The sequence below is a fragment of the Pedobacter nototheniae genome, assembly GCF_004335085.1.
GTDB lineage: Bacteria > Bacteroidota > Bacteroidia > Sphingobacteriales > Sphingobacteriaceae > Pedobacter > Pedobacter nototheniae.
This window is the reverse complement of the sequence record NZ_RQRS01000011.1, coordinates 16,400-32,936: the sequence shown is the minus strand read 5'-3', so window position 1 is coordinate 32,936 and position 16,537 is coordinate 16,400. Positions and strand designations below refer to the sequence as shown.

Genomic DNA, 16,537 nt, shown 5'->3' with positions numbered 1-16,537 from the left:
GGATTATATATTTGTATTATGCAGAAAAAAATCAAACTTCTATTTATTCCGGCACTGGCCTTTATTTCTATGATGAACCCTGCTTGTAAACATGGTACAAATGATGGAATAGAGATTTACAGACGTTATGCGATTAAGAATATTGTTTTACAACCTGCATCAAAAGTTAAACCATCAAAAAAGTTATGATTAAAGTACAATCTCTTAGTCATCGTTACAACAACGGTCCAATCTTAAATTTTCCCGATTGGACTATTGAAGATCATGAGCAATGGCTATTATTGGGTTCGTCGGGCAGCGGGAAAAGCACATTATTAAATTGTATATCTGGTTTATTAAAACCTGTACATGGAAATGTTATTTTAAATGGAACAGATTTATATAGTCTTTCCAGCAAAGCAATGGATAAGTTTCGAGGGCAACACATAGGTATTGTTTTTCAAAAACCACACTTAATTCAGAGTTTAACTGTATCAGAAAATATAGAAATTGCTTGTTCCTTTGCTGGCTTACCAGTAGTAAAAAGTAAAATCTTTGCACTTTTGGAATCCTTAGGACTTGGCGGAAAGGCTAAAAAGCATCCAAATGAGCTTAGTCAGGGGCAGCTACAACGCGTATCTGTTGCAAGAGCGTTAATTAACAAACCAACTTTATTAATTGCTGATGAGCCTACTTCTAGTTTAGACGATCAGAATGCAGAAACGGTAATGGAAATGCTAATTACGCAGGCAAAGGAAAATGGTGCTTCACTGGTTATTGCAACGCATGATACAAGAATAAGAAATCGCATAGAAAAGGAATATTTATTATAATGAACATATTTAAAATAAGTACAAAGAACCTGCTCAGAAACAAACTGACTACATTTTTAAATATTGTATTAGTAGCTTTTGGCGTAGGCATACTATCCATTCTTTTTTTAGCTTCAACGCAAATTGGAAACAAGTTAGAAAGTAACTCTAAGGATATTGATTTGGTTGTTGGTGCAAAAGGAAGTCCTTTACAACTCATTTTAAGCAGTATTTATCATATTGATTTTCCTACTGGAAATATTCCTGCTAAAGATGCGTATGAACTTATGCAAAATCCTATGGTTAAAAGGGCTGTTCCTTTAGCTTTGGGCGATAATTATAATGGGTTTCGAATTGTTGGAACGGATTCTTCTTTTGTTGGTTTGTATGGATTAAAATTAGCTTCGGGAACTTTTTGGAATAAAGATCTTGAGGTAACAATCGGTAGTTCGGTTGCCCGCGAATCTAAACTAAAAGTTGGCGACACCTTTTTTGGTGCACATGGCTTAAATGATTCAAGCGATGAACATAAACAGCATGCTTACACAGTAAAAGGCATACTTGCCCCACAAGGTAATGTAACCGATAACTTGGTTTTAACTAATATTGGCAGCGTTTATAAAATGCACGAACCAGCTGGCGGGGAAGAACATCACGAAGCGCCTGGAACGAAAGAAATTAGCAATAAAGAAATTACTTCTATCCTGATTCAATACCGTTCGCCAATGTCGGTAGTATTGTTTCCAAGAATGGTAAATCAAAGCACAAATATGCAGGCAGCGTCTCCTGCGATGGAAAGTGCCAGATTGTTTTCTTTAATTGGTGTTGGAATTGATACGCTTAAATGGTTTGCTATTTTAATTATGGCAATTTCTGCATTGAGTGTTTTTATCAGTTTGTATAATTCCATGAAAGAAAAGAAATACGACTTAGCCGTTATGCGTTGTCTTGGTGCTTCAAAAGGCAAAATTTTCTTTTTAGTTATGCTTGAGGGGCTGCTCATTACTTTAATAGGCGCTATAATTGGATTATTAATTGGGCATACTGCATTGCAAATTATAGGTATCTATCAAGAATCATCTCAGGCCCGCCTAACTGGAATTTACTTTGTTGGCGAAGAAATTTATTTATTGGTAGCTGGTTTATGTATTGGTATTATTGCAGCCATAATTCCTGCATTGCAAACCTACCGTGTAGATATTGCTAAAACTTTATCCAAATAGAATGATGAAGAAACTCACCTTTATTTTTATAGCCATATTCTTTTTTCAGCTTTGTGCCAAGGCGCAGGTTAAGGTGCATAAGGATTTACGTACCACCAATTGGAATTTAATTGGATTGAGGTATGATAAACAGGTAGAAAAACTTAAATGGATTAGTGTTTTTCCTAATGAGTTAATGGCTTTAAACAATAAAGTTATTGAGCTCCCCGGCTATATTTATCCCACAAAGGCTGGTATGAAATTTAGCGAATTCATGCTCTCTATTGTACCAATTGAATCATGCCCTTTTTGTGGTACTGGCGATATCCCATCAATGGTTGAGGTTAAAATGGCAAACCCAATTCCGTTTACAGATAAGCCAATTAAAATTAAAGGAAAGTTTATTATTAATACTACTGGAGATAATCGTTCGGACTTTTTTTTACTGGATGCTAAACAAATTTAGATGAAAAAGTTAGCGTCAATTTTATTGCTTTTTGTAAGTTTGAGTGCTGTTGCGCAACAAAAAAAACATAATGCGGCAGATCAAATTAAATCTTTAAACTGGGATGTAATTGGCACTGTTAAATTTGAGTTAACAGATAAAAATGAATTACTTCCCGTTTATGGCGAAACGATAAAGAGATTTAATAATAGTGAATTTGATTTAAAAGGCTATTTAATTCCGATTAAAAACACGGCAAAGCATGCTAAATTTTTGCTTGCTACTTTACCAATTAATCAGTGTTATTTTTGCGGGCAAAATGGTGTGCCCATTATGATTATGGTTGAAATGAACCAACCAATAGATTTTACAGACAAACCCATTAGGGTTAAGGGAATTTTGAAATTGGCCAATACCAATGCAACTTATGCGCCGCCAGTTTCAATTACCAAAGCATCGTTAATTATTTAACAATTTAGTAAAGCGCTTTATGGAAAATATTAAAATACAGAAATACGAAGATCTTTTATTAAAAAACGGCTTAAAAAGAACTGGAGCACGGTTACAGGTACTGGATGTTTTATCCAACCGAGATTCTGCCACCTCACAACCGTATCTCGAAAATGTTATCGGCAAAGAAATAGATCGGGTTACCCTTTACCGTATTTTAAAAACATTTGAAGAAAAAGGCATTATTCACAGGATTTTGGATAACCAGGGCACAGCAAATTACGCCATTTGCTCTAATTCCTGTACGGCACATAACCACCATGATGAGCATGTGCATTTTAATTGCAACAATTGCTCAAAGGTGTACTGTATGGATGATGTAAAAATTCCTGCAGTAAAAATCCCGACAGGCTTTAAAGTGTATGGCATGAATTTAATTGTTTCTGGTATTTGTAAAGATTGTAAGCAACATGCTAATTAACGTTAATTGTAAATTTCTTAATTAACTATTAAGCTTTAAACTTTTTTTAACGGATTGGATCTTCAATAATCCAATCCGTTTTTTATTTAATTCACTTCAAACAAATATTTGTTTTAAGCAACTGGCTTAATTTATTTTAAAGGAGTAGCTGCCTGCGTATCTTTTAAAAATAGGTAGGCATCAAAATGATCTATCATGTTTGTTTTATCATAAGTATCTGGCCCACTTTTAGGTGTATATCCAATAATGCGGAATGGTTTGGTATCATTTTTTATATTGTAAGCTGGTGGATAAAAGTAAAAAGTAGGCATCCCCGTGTTGCTAAACTGCTCTTCCCAGGAGTTTGCAATGGGTTTTTCTAAAGGATAAGCCTTCATCGGATTAGTGTAAGTATCTCGGCTTTGCTCAGTAGCGGCAAAAGTGCCTATTGCGGTACCTGTTGCTAAAACAAAATAATTATCAGGAAATTTTTTAAGCAATTCGCCCCCCATACCCCCTACTTCACCATCATAAACGGGCTTTTTAGCCAAATGTGCTTCATGTGCCCAAATAATTAATTTATCATTTTTATTTTGCAGTAACATGCTTGCTGTGTTCGCCATATTTACATCTCTACTTACCTCATCCGTTTTGGCTACATAATGATAAAATGGTGCAAAAGCCTGTTTAATATTCGTTACACTAATGTGGCACTCGTTTTTTAAGCTTTCGGTAAGGTGCGATTTTTCAATTTCCTGATCTAATTTTTCTGCCAACAAATAGCCTGCATAACCGCTTTTATTTAAAGAGTCGCCATTAAATTTATATGTTTTACTGTTCATCCCTTCCCAAGCTTCATCCTGGTAGGCTGCAGGAGTTTTTAATAAGGTAATGGTTTTTAATAAATCAGGATGACTGCTCAGTAAAGTCTGCAACATTTTAATATCCGGCAAAAGGTAAACATAATCAACGCCAGCAATTGTTACTTTATTTTTATGTTTGCTATTGTATGTTTTTACCCAATTTAGCAGTTCTTTTGTCTCTTCATTTTGCCAAATGCTTAAAAGGTATTTTTTCATCAAAATGTTTAAATCACCTCCGGCGTTAAGTTCTTTATTCAGCATCCAGCAATCGCTATAATCGTTTTCAAAAGCGATGTAATTAAAACCTTTTTCCTCTACCAATACTTTGGTAATCCAGTAACGAAGTTTATAAAATTCGGCGGTGCCATGAGTCCCTTCACCAAGCCCAACTATTTTTTTTACACCCATTTTGTCAATAAGCGGTTTAACAGATTGCTTAAATGAAGCAAAGTTTTCCATTGATACAGGTTTTAGTGCATCTTTATTTTGTGCGGAAGCTAAGTTTAAAAAGCCCGATAAAAGTGCAACAGCGATGGTAGTTTTAATTTTCATATCTACAATTGGTTTTAAATTGATGTACAAATCAAGGCAGAAAGACATGGCTATTTTAAAATTTTCGACAAGCAAATGCATTCAGGCTACCAAAAAACAACCGTAATTTTTTGTCGTGCAAAAGTGGGCTTTAGTCGTAAAAGTGTAGTAAGCAATCAATAAATATTACGATTTTAGCCCTGTGATAAAAAAGACAAACATTACGTTTCCTATTGTTTTCGAAATTCTTATTTGGTTCTTTTATGTGGCCATTTATAAATATTCGTATTATTTGGATAGAGATACTTTACCTAAAAACATACATTCAAGTTTCCCCTATCTGGAAATTTGCTTGTACAGCATTTGCTCTACCCTTTTTATAATACCTTATTATCGCTGGCTAATTCCATATTTTTTACAACGCAAAAGATATGTTTGGCTGGTAATCAGCACAGTTACATGTTTTTTACTGGTATGCCCTTTAAATAACTACCTATTTTCATGGATTTTTGGCTACTTCACAAAAGGTTTAGTGGTAAATTCTTTTCTTCGTGTAGCTTACTATTATTGGGATTTTAACCTGTTATTGACAGATTTTATTGCCTTTTTCTGCATTGGTATGGCTCGTTTTTCTTATCAGAATGAAATACAACGACACAAAACCGAAACCGACCACTTAAACCTGCAACTTAATATGCTTAAAGCACAATTGCAGCCACATTTTTTATTTAATACCCTAAATAGTTTATACGGCTTAAGCTTAGTAGGATCACCAGATACCCCTCGTTTTATTTTACTATTATCGCAAATGATGCAATACATTTTATATGATTGTGACCAGGAAGAAGTGAGTTTACAGGGAGAAATAGATTTTTTAAATGGTTATTTCGAACTGGAGCAGAAAAAATTCCCTAAGGCAAGCATAACTTTTAGTGCTCCAAATGTATACCCTAATATTAAAATACCACCATTATTGTTTTTACCCTTAGTAGAAAATTGCTTTAAACATGGAAAGCATAAATTAGAAGATAATGCCGCTGTTGATGCAACCTTAGCCATAAACGATAACCAAATTATTTTTACGGTTAAAAATGATTTATTAAAGCTCAAACACGATTTAATGGTTAAAAAAGTTGGGGGAATTGGTTTAAGCAACCTCAAAAAAAGAATGGAACTTTACTATTCTGGTGCCTACAAGCTAAACCTAAATGAAACCAATAATGAATATATTGCAACACTGATTATAGATTTTAAATGAATTGCATAATAGTTGATGATGAGCCTTTGGCGCACCAAGTGTTGGAACATTACATTAGCCAAACGCCAGGGCTTAAGCATATGGCTTCCTTTAGAAACGCTGTTGAAGCTTTTGAATATTTGGCGAGCAACCCTATCGACCTCCTTTTTCTGGATATTGAGATGCCTCTTGTTAATGGAATTAACTTTTTAAAGGCACTCAAAATTTCACCCAAAACTATCTTTACTACAGCCTACAAACAATACGCTTATGAAAGTTATGAGCTTGATGCGGTAGATTATCTTCTTAAACCCTTCTCTTACGATAGATTTGCTAAAGCCGTACAAAAAGCAAAACCTACAATTAATGAAGCTGCTACAATAGGCTTCGATAATTTGCTGATTAAGGATAAAGATGGTTTATTAAACTTAAAGCAACAGGATATTGTTTACATTGAAGGCAGTAAAGATTATGTCAAAATATTTACCGCAGAAAAATATTTTCTAATCTACAGAACTTTAAAAGGCATTTTGGAAGATTTAAATCCCGAATTTTTCATGCAGGCCCATCGGTCTTACATCATTAATAAAACCTATGTAGAGCGTATTTTCGAGGATAAAATCATTTTATCTAATCAGTTTTTTGTACCTATTGGACCATTGTATAAAAAGGATTTCTTGAGCTTTTTAAATAAGTAAAAACTTAGGAAATAAATTACTGCTTTTATGTAATCTTTAAAAATAGCAAAACGGTTATCACCTATTTTTTGTTAAGATTGGAAATAGAACATAAAGGTTATTAAATGAAAAAGGCAATTATTTTCGGTGCTAGTGGTTTTATAGGTTCTTACCTATTGGAATATTTATTAAAAAATCCAGATTATGAGCAGGTAATCATTGTGGTACGGAAAGCTTTAAATATTAGCAACCCTAAACTGAAAATGCTTATTGGTGATTTTAACACTTTGCATACTTTAAGGGAAAACCTAATTGCCGATGAAATTTATATAGCCATTGGCACTACAAAGAAAAGTGTGCCCAATGAGGATCAGTACTATCAAATAGACCACGATTACCCAGTTTTGGCAGCTAAGTTTGCCAAAGAAAATGGAGCTAAATCTGTTTCTGTAGTTACAGCGGTTGGAGCAAATGCTAAATCAAACATGTTCTATATCAAAACCAAAGGCGAAATTGAGCGTGATATTGTGGCACTTAATTTTGATTATACCCACATTTTTCGCCCATCTATGTTAATGGGAAACCGAAAAGAACACCGGCCTATGGAAAAAGTTTTTATGGGAATATGGTCTATAATAAATCCAATTCTTTTGGGGCCGCTTAAAAAGTATAAAGGCATAAACGGTAGCGAAGTTGCAAAAGCTATGATAAATAGTAATAAAGATGAAACGGAAAAGGTTAAAATTTATCACTGGCAAGAAATGACTAGCGTGAACAACGTAAAATAATTATAATCTATAAAGTAAAATGAATAATATTGAATGTTTGTAAAAGCAAAAATTTAATAATCTACCTGTCTTATTTCTGTTAATTGTGCTTTCTACGACCTAAAAAAGCTCAACACAAACGTTTGATTACTTAAAAACAAACGGTTTAATTTATATCAAACTATTCTCCTTAAAGATAGTTTTCTCCTTCAGAATCCATTTTAACACATAATAGGTTTGATTTAGCATTTTAAATCATACAAAAACATCAATCTTAATAAAAAGATGTGAGCAGTTGCTGTCTTTCATCCATTATTACCTTCCAAACGCCATTATTTAATCAAAAAATCATCAAACGTTTGCGTTGATTTAGTGCTCTGAGAATCATATTGGGCGCTTTTTTAATTTATATCTTTCGATCGTTCTTTTAGAAAAACAGTATGCTTTTCTGTAGAACTATGCTAACCAACACTAAATTTTATTTCATGACAAAAGTTTACAAACTAACCGATCAGGTTCTGAAACGAACCTTTCTTTATTCGGCAAAATCTAACAGATTATTGCTGATTAGGCTCTCAAAAATCATCACCGTATTATTACTTACCATATTTACCAGCGTTGCCCAAGCGCAAAGCCCAATAAATGGTAAAGTAACCGATGAAACAGGGCAACCATTACCAGGGGTTTCAGTTAAAATTAAAAATGCTACTGGCGGCACAATGACTGATAGTAACGGTAAATTTGTACTTACGGCAGCAACCAATGCAACGCTAGAGTTTAGCTATATAGGCTATGTTAAGCAAGAAATTGCAGTTTCGGGTCAACCTACAATTAATGTAAGCCTTAAGCCAGATACTAAAATGATGGATGAGGTTATTGTGGTAGGTTATGTTTCCAAAAATAAATCTCAAATTGTAAGTTCGGTATCTACAGTTACCTCAAAACAGCTTTTAGATGTAACCAGCAACAGCACAGCCAATCTTTTACAAGGTAAGGCAGCTGGTGTAAATGTGTCATCAGCCTCTGGTCAACCAGGTGCTTCACCAACTATTCGTATTCGTGGTACAGGAACAATTACCGCAGGCGCTGAGCCCCTTACTGTTGTTGATGGTATTATTGGTGGTACTGCAAACCCAAGAGATATAGAATCAATAACGGTTTTAAAAGATGCCGCAGCAACAGGTTTGTATGGTTCAAGGGCAGCAAATGGTGTTTTGGTTATTACTACAAAACAAGGTAAGGCTGGTAAAACAAAGGTAGATTATAGTGGCGCATTTGGTATAAACAATGCCAGCCAGGGTAATTTTAAATTAATGAACGGTCAGCAACTGGCAGATTATAGATCATATTTATACACTAATGATTATAATGGTAAACGTGCTAGTTTTATTAAACAACTACAGGCAACTAACCCTAACCCAACGCAGGCACAAATTGATGCTTTTTTAACCAGCAAAGATTTTCCACTTACTACTGCTGGTTACTTAGAAAACTTTATTCCTACTAACCCTGGAAATACCAATTGGGTAGATTTAGCTTTTAGAGAAGCTTATACAAATAACCAAAACGTAAGCATGTCTGGTGGTGATGAAAAAACCAAATTCTATGTTGGTGCCAACTACTATGATGAGCAGGGAACCTTAATTAATACAGATTACAAAAACTTTGCCTTCCGTGTAAACTTAGAACATCAAATTAATAAACGCTTTAAAGTAACAGCTAGGCTTAATACCAGCTTTAGCAAAACCAATAACGACCCAAGCGGTGCTTTATATCAGGCTTACACCAATATGCCTTGGGATAGTCCATATAATGCTGATGGTAGCATAAAATATGTTGATTTTGATACAAAAGGCTGGTACGGCCGTGATGCATCTAACTTTTTATATAGCAGCCAATACGATAAAGATAACAGAAGAGACCAAAGTTTAGCAGCTGATGTTAAATTGGATTATAAAGTTACCGACTGGTTAAACTTTGCAACCTCAAACCGTTATACAGTAAACAACTGGAGATCTGAAAAATTAACAGATCCTAGAACACCGGTTGGAAAATCTATTTCTGGCGAATTGTATAATGAATATGGTTATAGCAACAGTTTTATTACTTCAAATTTATTTAATGCAGCACATAGCTTTGGCAAACACAACCTATCGGGTATTGGAGGCTTTGAATATCAGCAAAACTATCAGGATGGATTAAATGCTACAGCCGATGGTTTCTTAGCCGATTTAACGGTAATGGATGCTACAGCAATTGCCAAATTAATTAAGGGCGGGAAATCAAAAAATGTTTTTGTATCTGAATTGTTTATGGGCGATTACAATTATGATAACCGTTACTTTGCTACAGTTTCTTTAAGAAATGACGCTTCATCTAAATTTGGAAAAAGCAAAAGAAATGGATTCTTTTACTCTATTGGTGGTGGATGGAATATCTCAAATGAGAAGTTTTTCCAGTCTAAAGTAATTACCAACCTTAAATTAAGAGGAAGTTATGGTGTTACTGGAAATACTCCAGGTGGTAACTATAGTTCATTAGGTTTATATACTGGCGCAAATAATCAATATTCACTTATCCCTGGCGCTAACCCAAACCAATTAGACAATCCTGATTTAACTTGGGAAACACCTACTACCATTAATGCGGGTGTAAATATTAGCTTTTGGAACAGGATAGATTTAAGTGTTGATGTGTATCAAAGAACCAATAAGCGCTTAATCATAGATGTTCCACTTAACGCAGCAACAGGTTTTTATAGATTTTCGCAAAATGTAGGCAGTGTAAGAAATAGAGGAATTGACATTGAGATTAACACTAAAAACTTAACTGGTGCATTTAAATGGAACTCTACATTCAATATTGGTTTTAATAAAAACAGAGTAATGGAATTGTATAGTGGGCAGGTAATTCCAAGAGGTAACCAAAGAATAGCTGTAGGTCGCGATTTAAACTCTTGGTTTATGTATGAGTGGGCAGGTGTAAATCCTGATAACGGAGATCCATTGTGGTACAATATTACAAAAGATGCAAATGGAAACGATGTTAAAACTCCTGTAAACTCACAAAGCAAAGCAACTCAAACTTTTGTTGGTACGGCTACACCTAAATTTACTGGTGGTTTTGGTAACGATTTCTCTTACAAAAACTTTACTTTAAATGCCTTTATAAACTTTGTTTATGGTAATAAGGTATATAATTCTAGTCGCGAGTTATTTGATGCTGATGGTGCTTACCCGCAATACAACAGCATGGTTTTAAGAGATGACTGGAATAGATGGCAAAACCCTGGGGATGTAGCTACGCACCCAAAAGCGGTTGTTAATGGTAACAAAAACTCATATAAACCATCATCAAGATTTTTGGAAGATGGATCATACATCAGGTTGCGTAACGTTACATTGGGTTACAACCTACCAGAAAGTGTAATAAAAAAGCTTAATGTATCAAACATCCGTGTATTTGTAAGTGGCGATAACCTGGTTACGTTAACCAAATTCTCTGGTATGGACCCTGAAGTTTCTAATGTTTCTGCTCCAACATCAACTGAAAGCAATGGTGTAAGTGGAATGAAATATCCGGTAAGTAAGAAAATATTATTCGGTGTTAACGTAAGCTTCTAAGCACATTTATTTTAAAAACAGAACATTATGATTAAAAAATATAAAATAGCTGCCGTTGCATTACTTGCCATAACCGCAGTATCTTGTAAGAAACAATTATCACAAGAGCCTTATGATTCATTAACAACAGATAAGGTAGTGAATACCATTGAGGGTTTAACCGCAGCAACCATAGGTAATTACAACTATATTAAGGATGCCTATTATACCCGTAACCTGCACATGTTATCAGAATATGCGAGTGATAATGTTTCGTTAAGTGGAACTACTACCGATCCTCTATTTTATGCATACAATTATCAGCACCTAGCCAATCAAAACAATACGTATAACTTTTGGCGTAAGGCTTACCAAATTATTTATGGTGCCAATGTAGTTATAGGACTTGTTAACGAAGGACAGGATGCTACAAAAGACCAATTACTGGGCGAAAACTACTTTATTAGAGCAATGGTACATTGGGATTTAGTGAAATTCTTTGGTCGCCCTTATACGGATGATAATGGAGAATCTTTAGGGGTAATGATTAAAATCAATACAGATAAAAACGATTTGCCACCACGTTCTAAAGTTAAAGATGTATATGCATTAATTACTGCCGATTTGCTAAAATCCATTAAATTAATGGGGAGCAGTAAAAACGATAATTTCGCTTCAAAAGAAGTGGCAGAAGCTTTATTAAGCCGTGTTTATTTATACATGGGTAACTATAAAGATGCATATGACTATGCTGATATGGTTATTAAAAGTAACCGTTACACCATGTTAACTACTGCAGAATATCCTAAATACTTTACTAAATCTCCTGAAGACAATACTGAAACTATTTTCGCCATTAAACATGAGTTGAAAGATGACCGTTCTGATGATGCCATTGGTTCTATGTACTACTCGGCAGGTGTTGGTTATGGAGAAATGTATGCATCGCAGAGTTACAGAGATTTGGTGAACAAATTTCCTAATGATGTTCGTAATTCTTTTGTTGAACCTCAATACGACAAAAATGCTGATGGATCAATTAAAAAAGATGCAAATGGAAACCCAATTCTGTTAAAAAGAAACGGTTATCCAAAATACTACATCAATAAATTTTCGTTTCAAAATGGAATAGAAACACTAAGCTCGCCAGTAATATTGCGTCTTGCAGAAATGCACTTAACAAAAGCAGAATGTGCTTCGCAATTGGGGCGTCCTGATGAAGCTTTGGATGAAGTAAATATAATTCGTAAACGTGCAGGCCTTAGCGGAAACCAACTATTCTCGTCCTCAAACATGATGGGTTATACCAGTGTTTTAAATGTAGTTTTGGATGAAAGAAGATTAGAATTTGCTTTTGAAGCACAACGTAAATTTGACGTTTTTAGAAACAAAATGACAATGGTTCGCAATTATCCAGGTACGCACTTACCATCGGGCCAAACTACACAAGAGATCAAATACACCGATCCTCGTGTTATTTACTATATCCCTTTAGAAGAGTTTGTTACCAATCCTAAATTGGTTCAAAACCCTTAATAATTTTAAAAGCCCTGATCATTCAGGGCTTTTTTATTTTTACATTCTACTTTTATCCTCTAAATTAAAATTATTTAAGCATTTAATATCGAAATGCCTACGATAGCAAATTTAGTATTGCCTAAACCCTTTGATTCTATATTTCACCTCGCAAATTTGGAAAACAGCACATGATTAAACGTTGATCTAGGTTAAAAACAAAAGCACGATAATTTACATCACCATAAACGCATAATAATTTTAGATGCCTTAGTTTATATCCTTTTTTTCTTCTCACGCCTTGCCCCTTTTCGCTACATATTGTAGAAAATCTCTACAGCTAAATTTACTATGCTATTCTTTTATGTAAAGAAATAACACCTATAAGCGCCGCAGGTATAATCATTAAAAAAATATAATCATCTATTGGGCATGGAATAACACGTGTAATAGTAAAAAGTTGCCCCGGATAATAGTTTCCACCCTGTGGTTGTCCATCTGGAATACGTACCCTACAGCTTCCAGATGCCTGTAATGCTGTTTTATTAGAACATTGAAGATAAGAATACGGACCATTTCCATTGTCATAAACAAAATCATTTCCGCTGTAAACAGTCTGATAAATCTGTCCGAAAGCTGGATAATAACATGCACTACCAGCCTTGGGTGGACTTTGAGCAAAAATAACTGCTGTTGAACCAATACAAAAAAATAGCAGGAATGATAAGCTTAATGATTTCATTTCAATAGATATAGGAAGACAACTTAAATAATACTACAATATGAAAATCAGAGACCATGCCAAGACACTTACAGGAAAAAGTTAATTTTTTGTAGTTGATAGTATTGAACTTGTAGTTGATAGTTTAAGGTTAGCAATTGACAGTTTCGAACTAGTAGTTAATAGTTTAGAGTTTGCAGTTGACAGTTTAGAACTTATAGAAGATAGTTTAAGGTTTGCAGTTGAAAGTATTGAACTTGTAATAGATAGTTTAGGGTTAGCAATCGAAAGTTTTGAACTTGTAGAAGATAGTTTAGGGTTAGCAATTGACAGTTTCGAACTTGTAGTAGATAGTTTAGGGTTAGAGGCAGCTGTTCGAGATGTTCCGCAGGCATCTCGAATTAACAATAAAGAGGGTTCTCTGAACCCGTAAATAGGTAAAAGCTATAAATGACATTCAGGATTTGAAAATCCTGCTTCATCAATGGTACGTGATGCGCTGAAAAAGCTAACATCTCAAACAGCTGGTTATTTAACCTAACCGAGTTAAAAAGTATATTAAAGCAAGTAGCCGACTAAAAAGAAAAAAGATAAATAGCTTGCGGGGCCATTATAACGGTGCTATATTTGGTTTCCTAAATACGAACAATGTTAAAGAAACTCAATTTAAGCCCTTGCTATGGTGTGGTGTGCGGAAACGCACCCAACGTTATTCGTAACGTAGGACACCTAAGGCAAGGGCTTTAATACTTTCCTTAAATACGAATTATGATTACCATCACAGAAAAAGGCATTTTAATTGAAATGCCGGGCATGAGCTGCAGCTCAGAAGACGTGGAAATGTTGAATGTAGAACTTATTGATGTTTTACAAATTGCAACCATGGCAGAAGATAAAGGCTACAATTATTATTGGTTATTTCAATTATTAAAAGCTATCCAACCAAACCTTGCACAGTTACAATTAGTACATCCTTTTAGCAGCTACCAATTAAAGAGCTTAAAAGACAAAAAGATTTAAGATATTATTATAAAAGCTTTGTATTAATGCAGGGCTTTTATTTTTTAAGTTTTGGGTATTATTAAACCATAAATTAATAGATCATCTTCTAACCTTATATACGGCTAATTATGAAACCATCTCTACCAAAGTTAACAGCAGAAGTTTTAGCTTATAAAGCATTAAATCGAGACTTTGATAAAAACTGGATTAATTGGGCTATAGAGATGTTAATTAATGGGTTCGATACCGAACATTTAGTTATTCTTGCAGGAATGAGTGAGCCATTCGATTATTTCGAAATGCAAGCATTAACAACAAAAGTTTTAAATGAATTGGGCCTTGATTATTCAAACAAGCTAAAATCCGGATATGACTACATCAGCTATTTAATTAACTTGTGTTTTGAGAATAAGATAAAACCAATCGCGGCTTTAAGAGAGATAATGGATCTTTATTTGGAGCTAAGTCATGAAAGTTCCATTCAGCACTTTTATTTTCTATACTATGCCAAAGTTGATCTTATAGAAGATGAAGTTCAATGGTATATTGATGGCGTAGATCGCAGTAACATAGATGAAACCATACTTAATTACTTTAGAGAATGGCTAGATATACACCCACTACTTATAGATTAATGTTAGCGACATTTTAGATAGTATAACATTTTATTATTTAAAAAAAGCCAGCTGTCCAGCTATTCGAGATGTTCCCGCAGGCATCTCGAATTAACAATAAAGAGGGTTCTCTGAACCCGTAAATAGGTAAAAGCTATAAATGACATGCAGGATTTGAAAATCCTGCTTCATCAATGGTACGAGATGCGCTGAAAAAGCTAACATCTCAAACAGCTGGTTGAAGTACTACATAGAATCATACGCTTTATATAGACGAGTATCAAAAACTGTAAATGGTCTATTTAATCTTTCTTTATTAATTTCAATCTCTTTAATATAACCTAGGCTAATTCTTTGGAATACATTTTTCTACGAAAAAGCATCCTCTTATCTCTTTCTGATAAATTATTGCTAATCAAATCATTAAATATAATTGCTTTTAATTCTTGACTACAGTAAAAGAGTTCGCCTTTTAAAACAGTTTCTATAGCATCAATAATTTTTGATTCATCAGCATTTTTGGATAAATAACCAGCGGCTCCATTTTTAAGATAAGGAAGTGCATAAAGTTGTTCATCAAGCAAGCTAAAAATTAAGATTTTACTTAAGGGAAATTTCTGCAACATTTTTTTCAATTGGCTAATGCCTGCCGATTTATGGCTTGAAATTATGCCCATGATAACAACATGTGGGGTATCATCAAGACTACATTTAGAAGTCCCCTCTGGCAAAAAACGAACATTTGTCCAATAAGCACTTATCAAAGTTTTTAAGCCTAAACGAAATAGTGTTACATCTTCCAGAAGCAATATTTTCAACTTTTCTTCCATCATCTAATGTTATTTATGATATGTTTAAACACTTACGATACATTTTAAACTGTGTAAAAGGCTATCAAGGGATGGGATATTTTTAAAGTCAAAAGCAGTTATATTAAACAGCTTATTTTTTTTTATCAATAGGGGAAATTGATTAAGTACCTCAATTTCAGCGAAACTGAAGTACATTTTAATCAGAGAACGAGTTCGGTTTTATTCTTTTGTTAAAAATCTATTAATCACTTCATGCAAATTTTCATGCTCATTTATTAGAGTATTGTACTTATGCTTAAGTTCAGCGTTTTCTTTTTTAACTTTTAATTGATTTATTGCCACTTCAGAATAATGCAATTGCCACCGGTAAAATGTTGAAATGCTGATGCTAAATTTCTGACAAATTTTATCAATCTTTTGTCCCATCATGTAATCTTCAAGGGCATTAATAATACTAAATGCTGTAGGTTTTTTATTTTTCTCGAGTAATGGCGAGTCCTTCTCTAAAAATTCCATAATTAAAAGGTTTGAGTTTTCATAGTATAGGGGAAGGCAAATTATAATTTGAGCCCAACCTTGTTATTTAACATCTACAATTATTTTACTGATTATCCCCGCTCACAAGGAAACACACCCTTACCTAAAACCAAAAATGGCATGTTCCTCGTAAAGCGTGGTAATAGTTACATTTATTTTGATTATTTATACCTAATATTGTACTTTATAAATAAAGTATTTTAATCACTTACTGTTATTTTAAAATCGCAATTACCATTAACTAACTAAGAATTATACCAATTGCATTTATAATGCAACTGCAAATCTGAATGGTGTACACTTGTAAATTG

The 16,537-nt window shown here is 34.0% G+C and carries 17 protein-coding genes; 13 read left to right on the top strand and 4 right to left on the bottom strand.

The window, feature by feature from the left end:
* The first annotated feature begins 18 nt into the window (after positions 1 to 18).
* Genes EHC72_RS22670 through EHC72_RS11090 form a run of 6 tightly spaced genes read left to right on the top strand, consistent with a single transcriptional unit; the run spans position 19 to position 3,369 of the window.
* Positions 19 to 189, top strand: a complete 171-nt coding sequence (locus EHC72_RS22670; protein WP_165585809.1) for a hypothetical protein — start codon at positions 19 to 21, stop codon at positions 187 to 189.
* Entirely contained in the window at positions 186 to 812 is a 627-nt protein-coding gene (locus EHC72_RS11110; RefSeq protein WP_131537767.1) for an ABC transporter ATP-binding protein, read from the top strand. Before EHC72_RS22670 ends, EHC72_RS11110 begins: the two co-directional genes overlap by 4 nt.
* Positions 812 to 2,014 (top strand): ABC transporter permease, encoded by a 1,203-nt coding sequence (locus tag EHC72_RS11105; RefSeq protein ID WP_131537766.1) that lies wholly within the window; start codon positions 812 to 814, stop codon positions 2,012 to 2,014. The genes EHC72_RS11110 and EHC72_RS11105 overlap by 1 nt, the downstream gene beginning before the upstream one ends.
* A 1-nt stretch (position 2,015) precedes the next feature.
* Positions 2,016 to 2,459, top strand: coding sequence for a hypothetical protein (locus tag EHC72_RS11100; RefSeq protein ID WP_131537765.1), 444 nt, complete (start codon positions 2,016 to 2,018; stop codon positions 2,457 to 2,459).
* Positions 2,460 to 2,909 carry a hypothetical protein gene (locus tag EHC72_RS11095; protein ID WP_233167016.1) on the top strand — a complete coding sequence of 150 codons (450 nt, stop codon included), beginning with the start codon at positions 2,460 to 2,462 and terminating at the stop codon, positions 2,907 to 2,909.
* A 19-nt stretch (positions 2,910 to 2,928) separates the two neighbouring features.
* The gene (locus EHC72_RS11090; protein ID WP_131537764.1) at positions 2,929 to 3,369 is read left to right on the top strand and encodes a Fur family transcriptional regulator; all 441 of its coding nucleotides are present in this window, start codon (positions 2,929 to 2,931) and stop codon (positions 3,367 to 3,369) included.
* Positions 3,370 to 3,500: 131 nt separating this feature from the next.
* Here the strand turns inward: EHC72_RS11090 and EHC72_RS11085 are convergent, their stop codons facing one another.
* Entirely contained in the window at positions 3,501 to 4,811 is a 1,311-nt protein-coding gene (locus EHC72_RS11085) for an erythromycin esterase family protein (protein ID WP_165585808.1), read from the bottom strand.
* Positions 4,812 to 4,944: 133 nt separating this feature from the next.
* Between EHC72_RS11085 and EHC72_RS11080 the strand changes: the two genes are divergently transcribed.
* From EHC72_RS11080 to EHC72_RS11060, 5 genes are all read left to right on the top strand, one after another.
* A complete protein-coding gene (locus EHC72_RS11080) occupies positions 4,945 to 6,000 on the top strand; it encodes a sensor histidine kinase (RefSeq protein ID WP_131537762.1) in 1,056 nt (351 codons plus the stop codon).
* Positions 5,997 to 6,677, top strand: coding sequence for a LytR/AlgR family response regulator transcription factor (locus tag EHC72_RS11075; RefSeq protein ID WP_131537761.1), 681 nt, complete (start codon positions 5,997 to 5,999; stop codon positions 6,675 to 6,677). Before EHC72_RS11080 ends, EHC72_RS11075 begins: the two co-directional genes overlap by 4 nt.
* Positions 6,678 to 6,781: 104 nt before the next feature.
* The gene (locus EHC72_RS11070; protein WP_131537760.1) at positions 6,782 to 7,444 is read left to right on the top strand and encodes an NAD(P)H-binding protein; all 663 of its coding nucleotides are present in this window, start codon (positions 6,782 to 6,784) and stop codon (positions 7,442 to 7,444) included.
* Between the two features lie 464 nt (positions 7,445 to 7,908).
* Complete coding sequence (locus tag EHC72_RS11065) at positions 7,909 to 11,046, top strand: SusC/RagA family TonB-linked outer membrane protein (RefSeq protein WP_165585806.1); 3,138 nt, start codon at positions 7,909 to 7,911, stop codon at positions 11,044 to 11,046.
* 27 nt (positions 11,047 to 11,073) lie between these two features.
* Positions 11,074 to 12,561 (top strand): RagB/SusD family nutrient uptake outer membrane protein, encoded by a 1,488-nt coding sequence (locus EHC72_RS11060; protein WP_131537758.1) that lies wholly within the window; start codon positions 11,074 to 11,076, stop codon positions 12,559 to 12,561.
* A 328-nt stretch (positions 12,562 to 12,889) separates the two neighbouring features.
* On the opposite strand, the gene EHC72_RS11055 is transcribed toward EHC72_RS11060, so the two are convergent.
* Entirely contained in the window at positions 12,890 to 13,282 is a 393-nt protein-coding gene (locus EHC72_RS11055; protein WP_131537757.1) for a hypothetical protein, read from the bottom strand.
* Between the two features lie 747 nt (positions 13,283 to 14,029).
* On the opposite strand from EHC72_RS11055, the gene EHC72_RS11050 reads away from it, so the two are divergent.
* The gene (locus EHC72_RS11050) at positions 14,030 to 14,281 is read left to right on the top strand and encodes a hypothetical protein (protein ID WP_131537756.1); all 252 of its coding nucleotides are present in this window, start codon (positions 14,030 to 14,032) and stop codon (positions 14,279 to 14,281) included.
* Positions 14,282 to 14,391: 110 nt separating this feature from the next.
* Positions 14,392 to 14,898, top strand: a complete 507-nt coding sequence (locus EHC72_RS11045; RefSeq protein WP_131537755.1) for a hypothetical protein — start codon at positions 14,392 to 14,394, stop codon at positions 14,896 to 14,898.
* Between the two features lie 320 nt (positions 14,899 to 15,218).
* Here EHC72_RS11045 and EHC72_RS11040 read toward each other — a convergent pair whose 3' ends face one another.
* Together EHC72_RS11040 and EHC72_RS11035 are read right to left on the bottom strand one after the other, a co-directional pair.
* Positions 15,219 to 15,710: a response regulator gene (locus EHC72_RS11040; protein ID WP_131537754.1), complete on the bottom strand. Its 492-nt coding sequence runs from the start codon at positions 15,708 to 15,710 to the stop codon at positions 15,219 to 15,221.
* 198 nt (positions 15,711 to 15,908) lie between these two features.
* On the bottom strand, positions 15,909 to 16,205 hold the full coding sequence (locus EHC72_RS11035) for a helix-turn-helix domain-containing protein (protein ID WP_131537753.1): 297 nt from the start codon (positions 16,203 to 16,205) through the stop codon (positions 15,909 to 15,911).
* Positions 16,206 to 16,537: the final 332 nt, after the last annotated feature.

Coding starts and splice junctions, on each gene's coding strand:
- EHC72_RS22670 (WP_165585809.1), top strand. CDS start 19: ATGCAGAAAAAAATCAAACTTCTATTTATTCCGGCACTGGCCTTTATT.
- EHC72_RS11110 (WP_131537767.1), top strand. CDS start 186: ATGATTAAAGTACAATCTCTTAGTCATCGTTACAACAACGGTCCAATC.
- EHC72_RS11105 (WP_131537766.1), top strand. CDS start 812: ATGAACATATTTAAAATAAGTACAAAGAACCTGCTCAGAAACAAACTG.
- EHC72_RS11100 (WP_131537765.1), top strand. CDS start 2,016: ATGATGAAGAAACTCACCTTTATTTTTATAGCCATATTCTTTTTTCAG.
- EHC72_RS11095 (WP_233167016.1), top strand. CDS start 2,460: ATGAAAAAGTTAGCGTCAATTTTATTGCTTTTTGTAAGTTTGAGTGCT.
- EHC72_RS11090 (WP_131537764.1), top strand. CDS start 2,929: ATGGAAAATATTAAAATACAGAAATACGAAGATCTTTTATTAAAAAAC.
- EHC72_RS11085 (WP_165585808.1), bottom strand. CDS start 4,811: ATGTCTTTCTGCCTTGATTTGTACATCAATTTAAAACCAATTGTAGAT.
- EHC72_RS11075 (WP_131537761.1), top strand. CDS start 5,997: ATGAATTGCATAATAGTTGATGATGAGCCTTTGGCGCACCAAGTGTTG.
- EHC72_RS11070 (WP_131537760.1), top strand. CDS start 6,782: ATGAAAAAGGCAATTATTTTCGGTGCTAGTGGTTTTATAGGTTCTTAC.
- EHC72_RS11065 (WP_165585806.1), top strand. CDS start 7,909: ATGACAAAAGTTTACAAACTAACCGATCAGGTTCTGAAACGAACCTTT.
- EHC72_RS11060 (WP_131537758.1), top strand. CDS start 11,074: ATGATTAAAAAATATAAAATAGCTGCCGTTGCATTACTTGCCATAACC.
- EHC72_RS11055 (WP_131537757.1), bottom strand. CDS start 13,282: ATGAAATCATTAAGCTTATCATTCCTGCTATTTTTTTGTATTGGTTCA.
- EHC72_RS11050 (WP_131537756.1), top strand. CDS start 14,030: ATGATTACCATCACAGAAAAAGGCATTTTAATTGAAATGCCGGGCATG.
- EHC72_RS11045 (WP_131537755.1), top strand. CDS start 14,392: ATGAAACCATCTCTACCAAAGTTAACAGCAGAAGTTTTAGCTTATAAA.
- EHC72_RS11040 (WP_131537754.1), bottom strand. CDS start 15,710: ATGATGGAAGAAAAGTTGAAAATATTGCTTCTGGAAGATGTAACACTA.
- EHC72_RS11035 (WP_131537753.1), bottom strand. CDS start 16,205: ATGGAATTTTTAGAGAAGGACTCGCCATTACTCGAGAAAAATAAAAAA.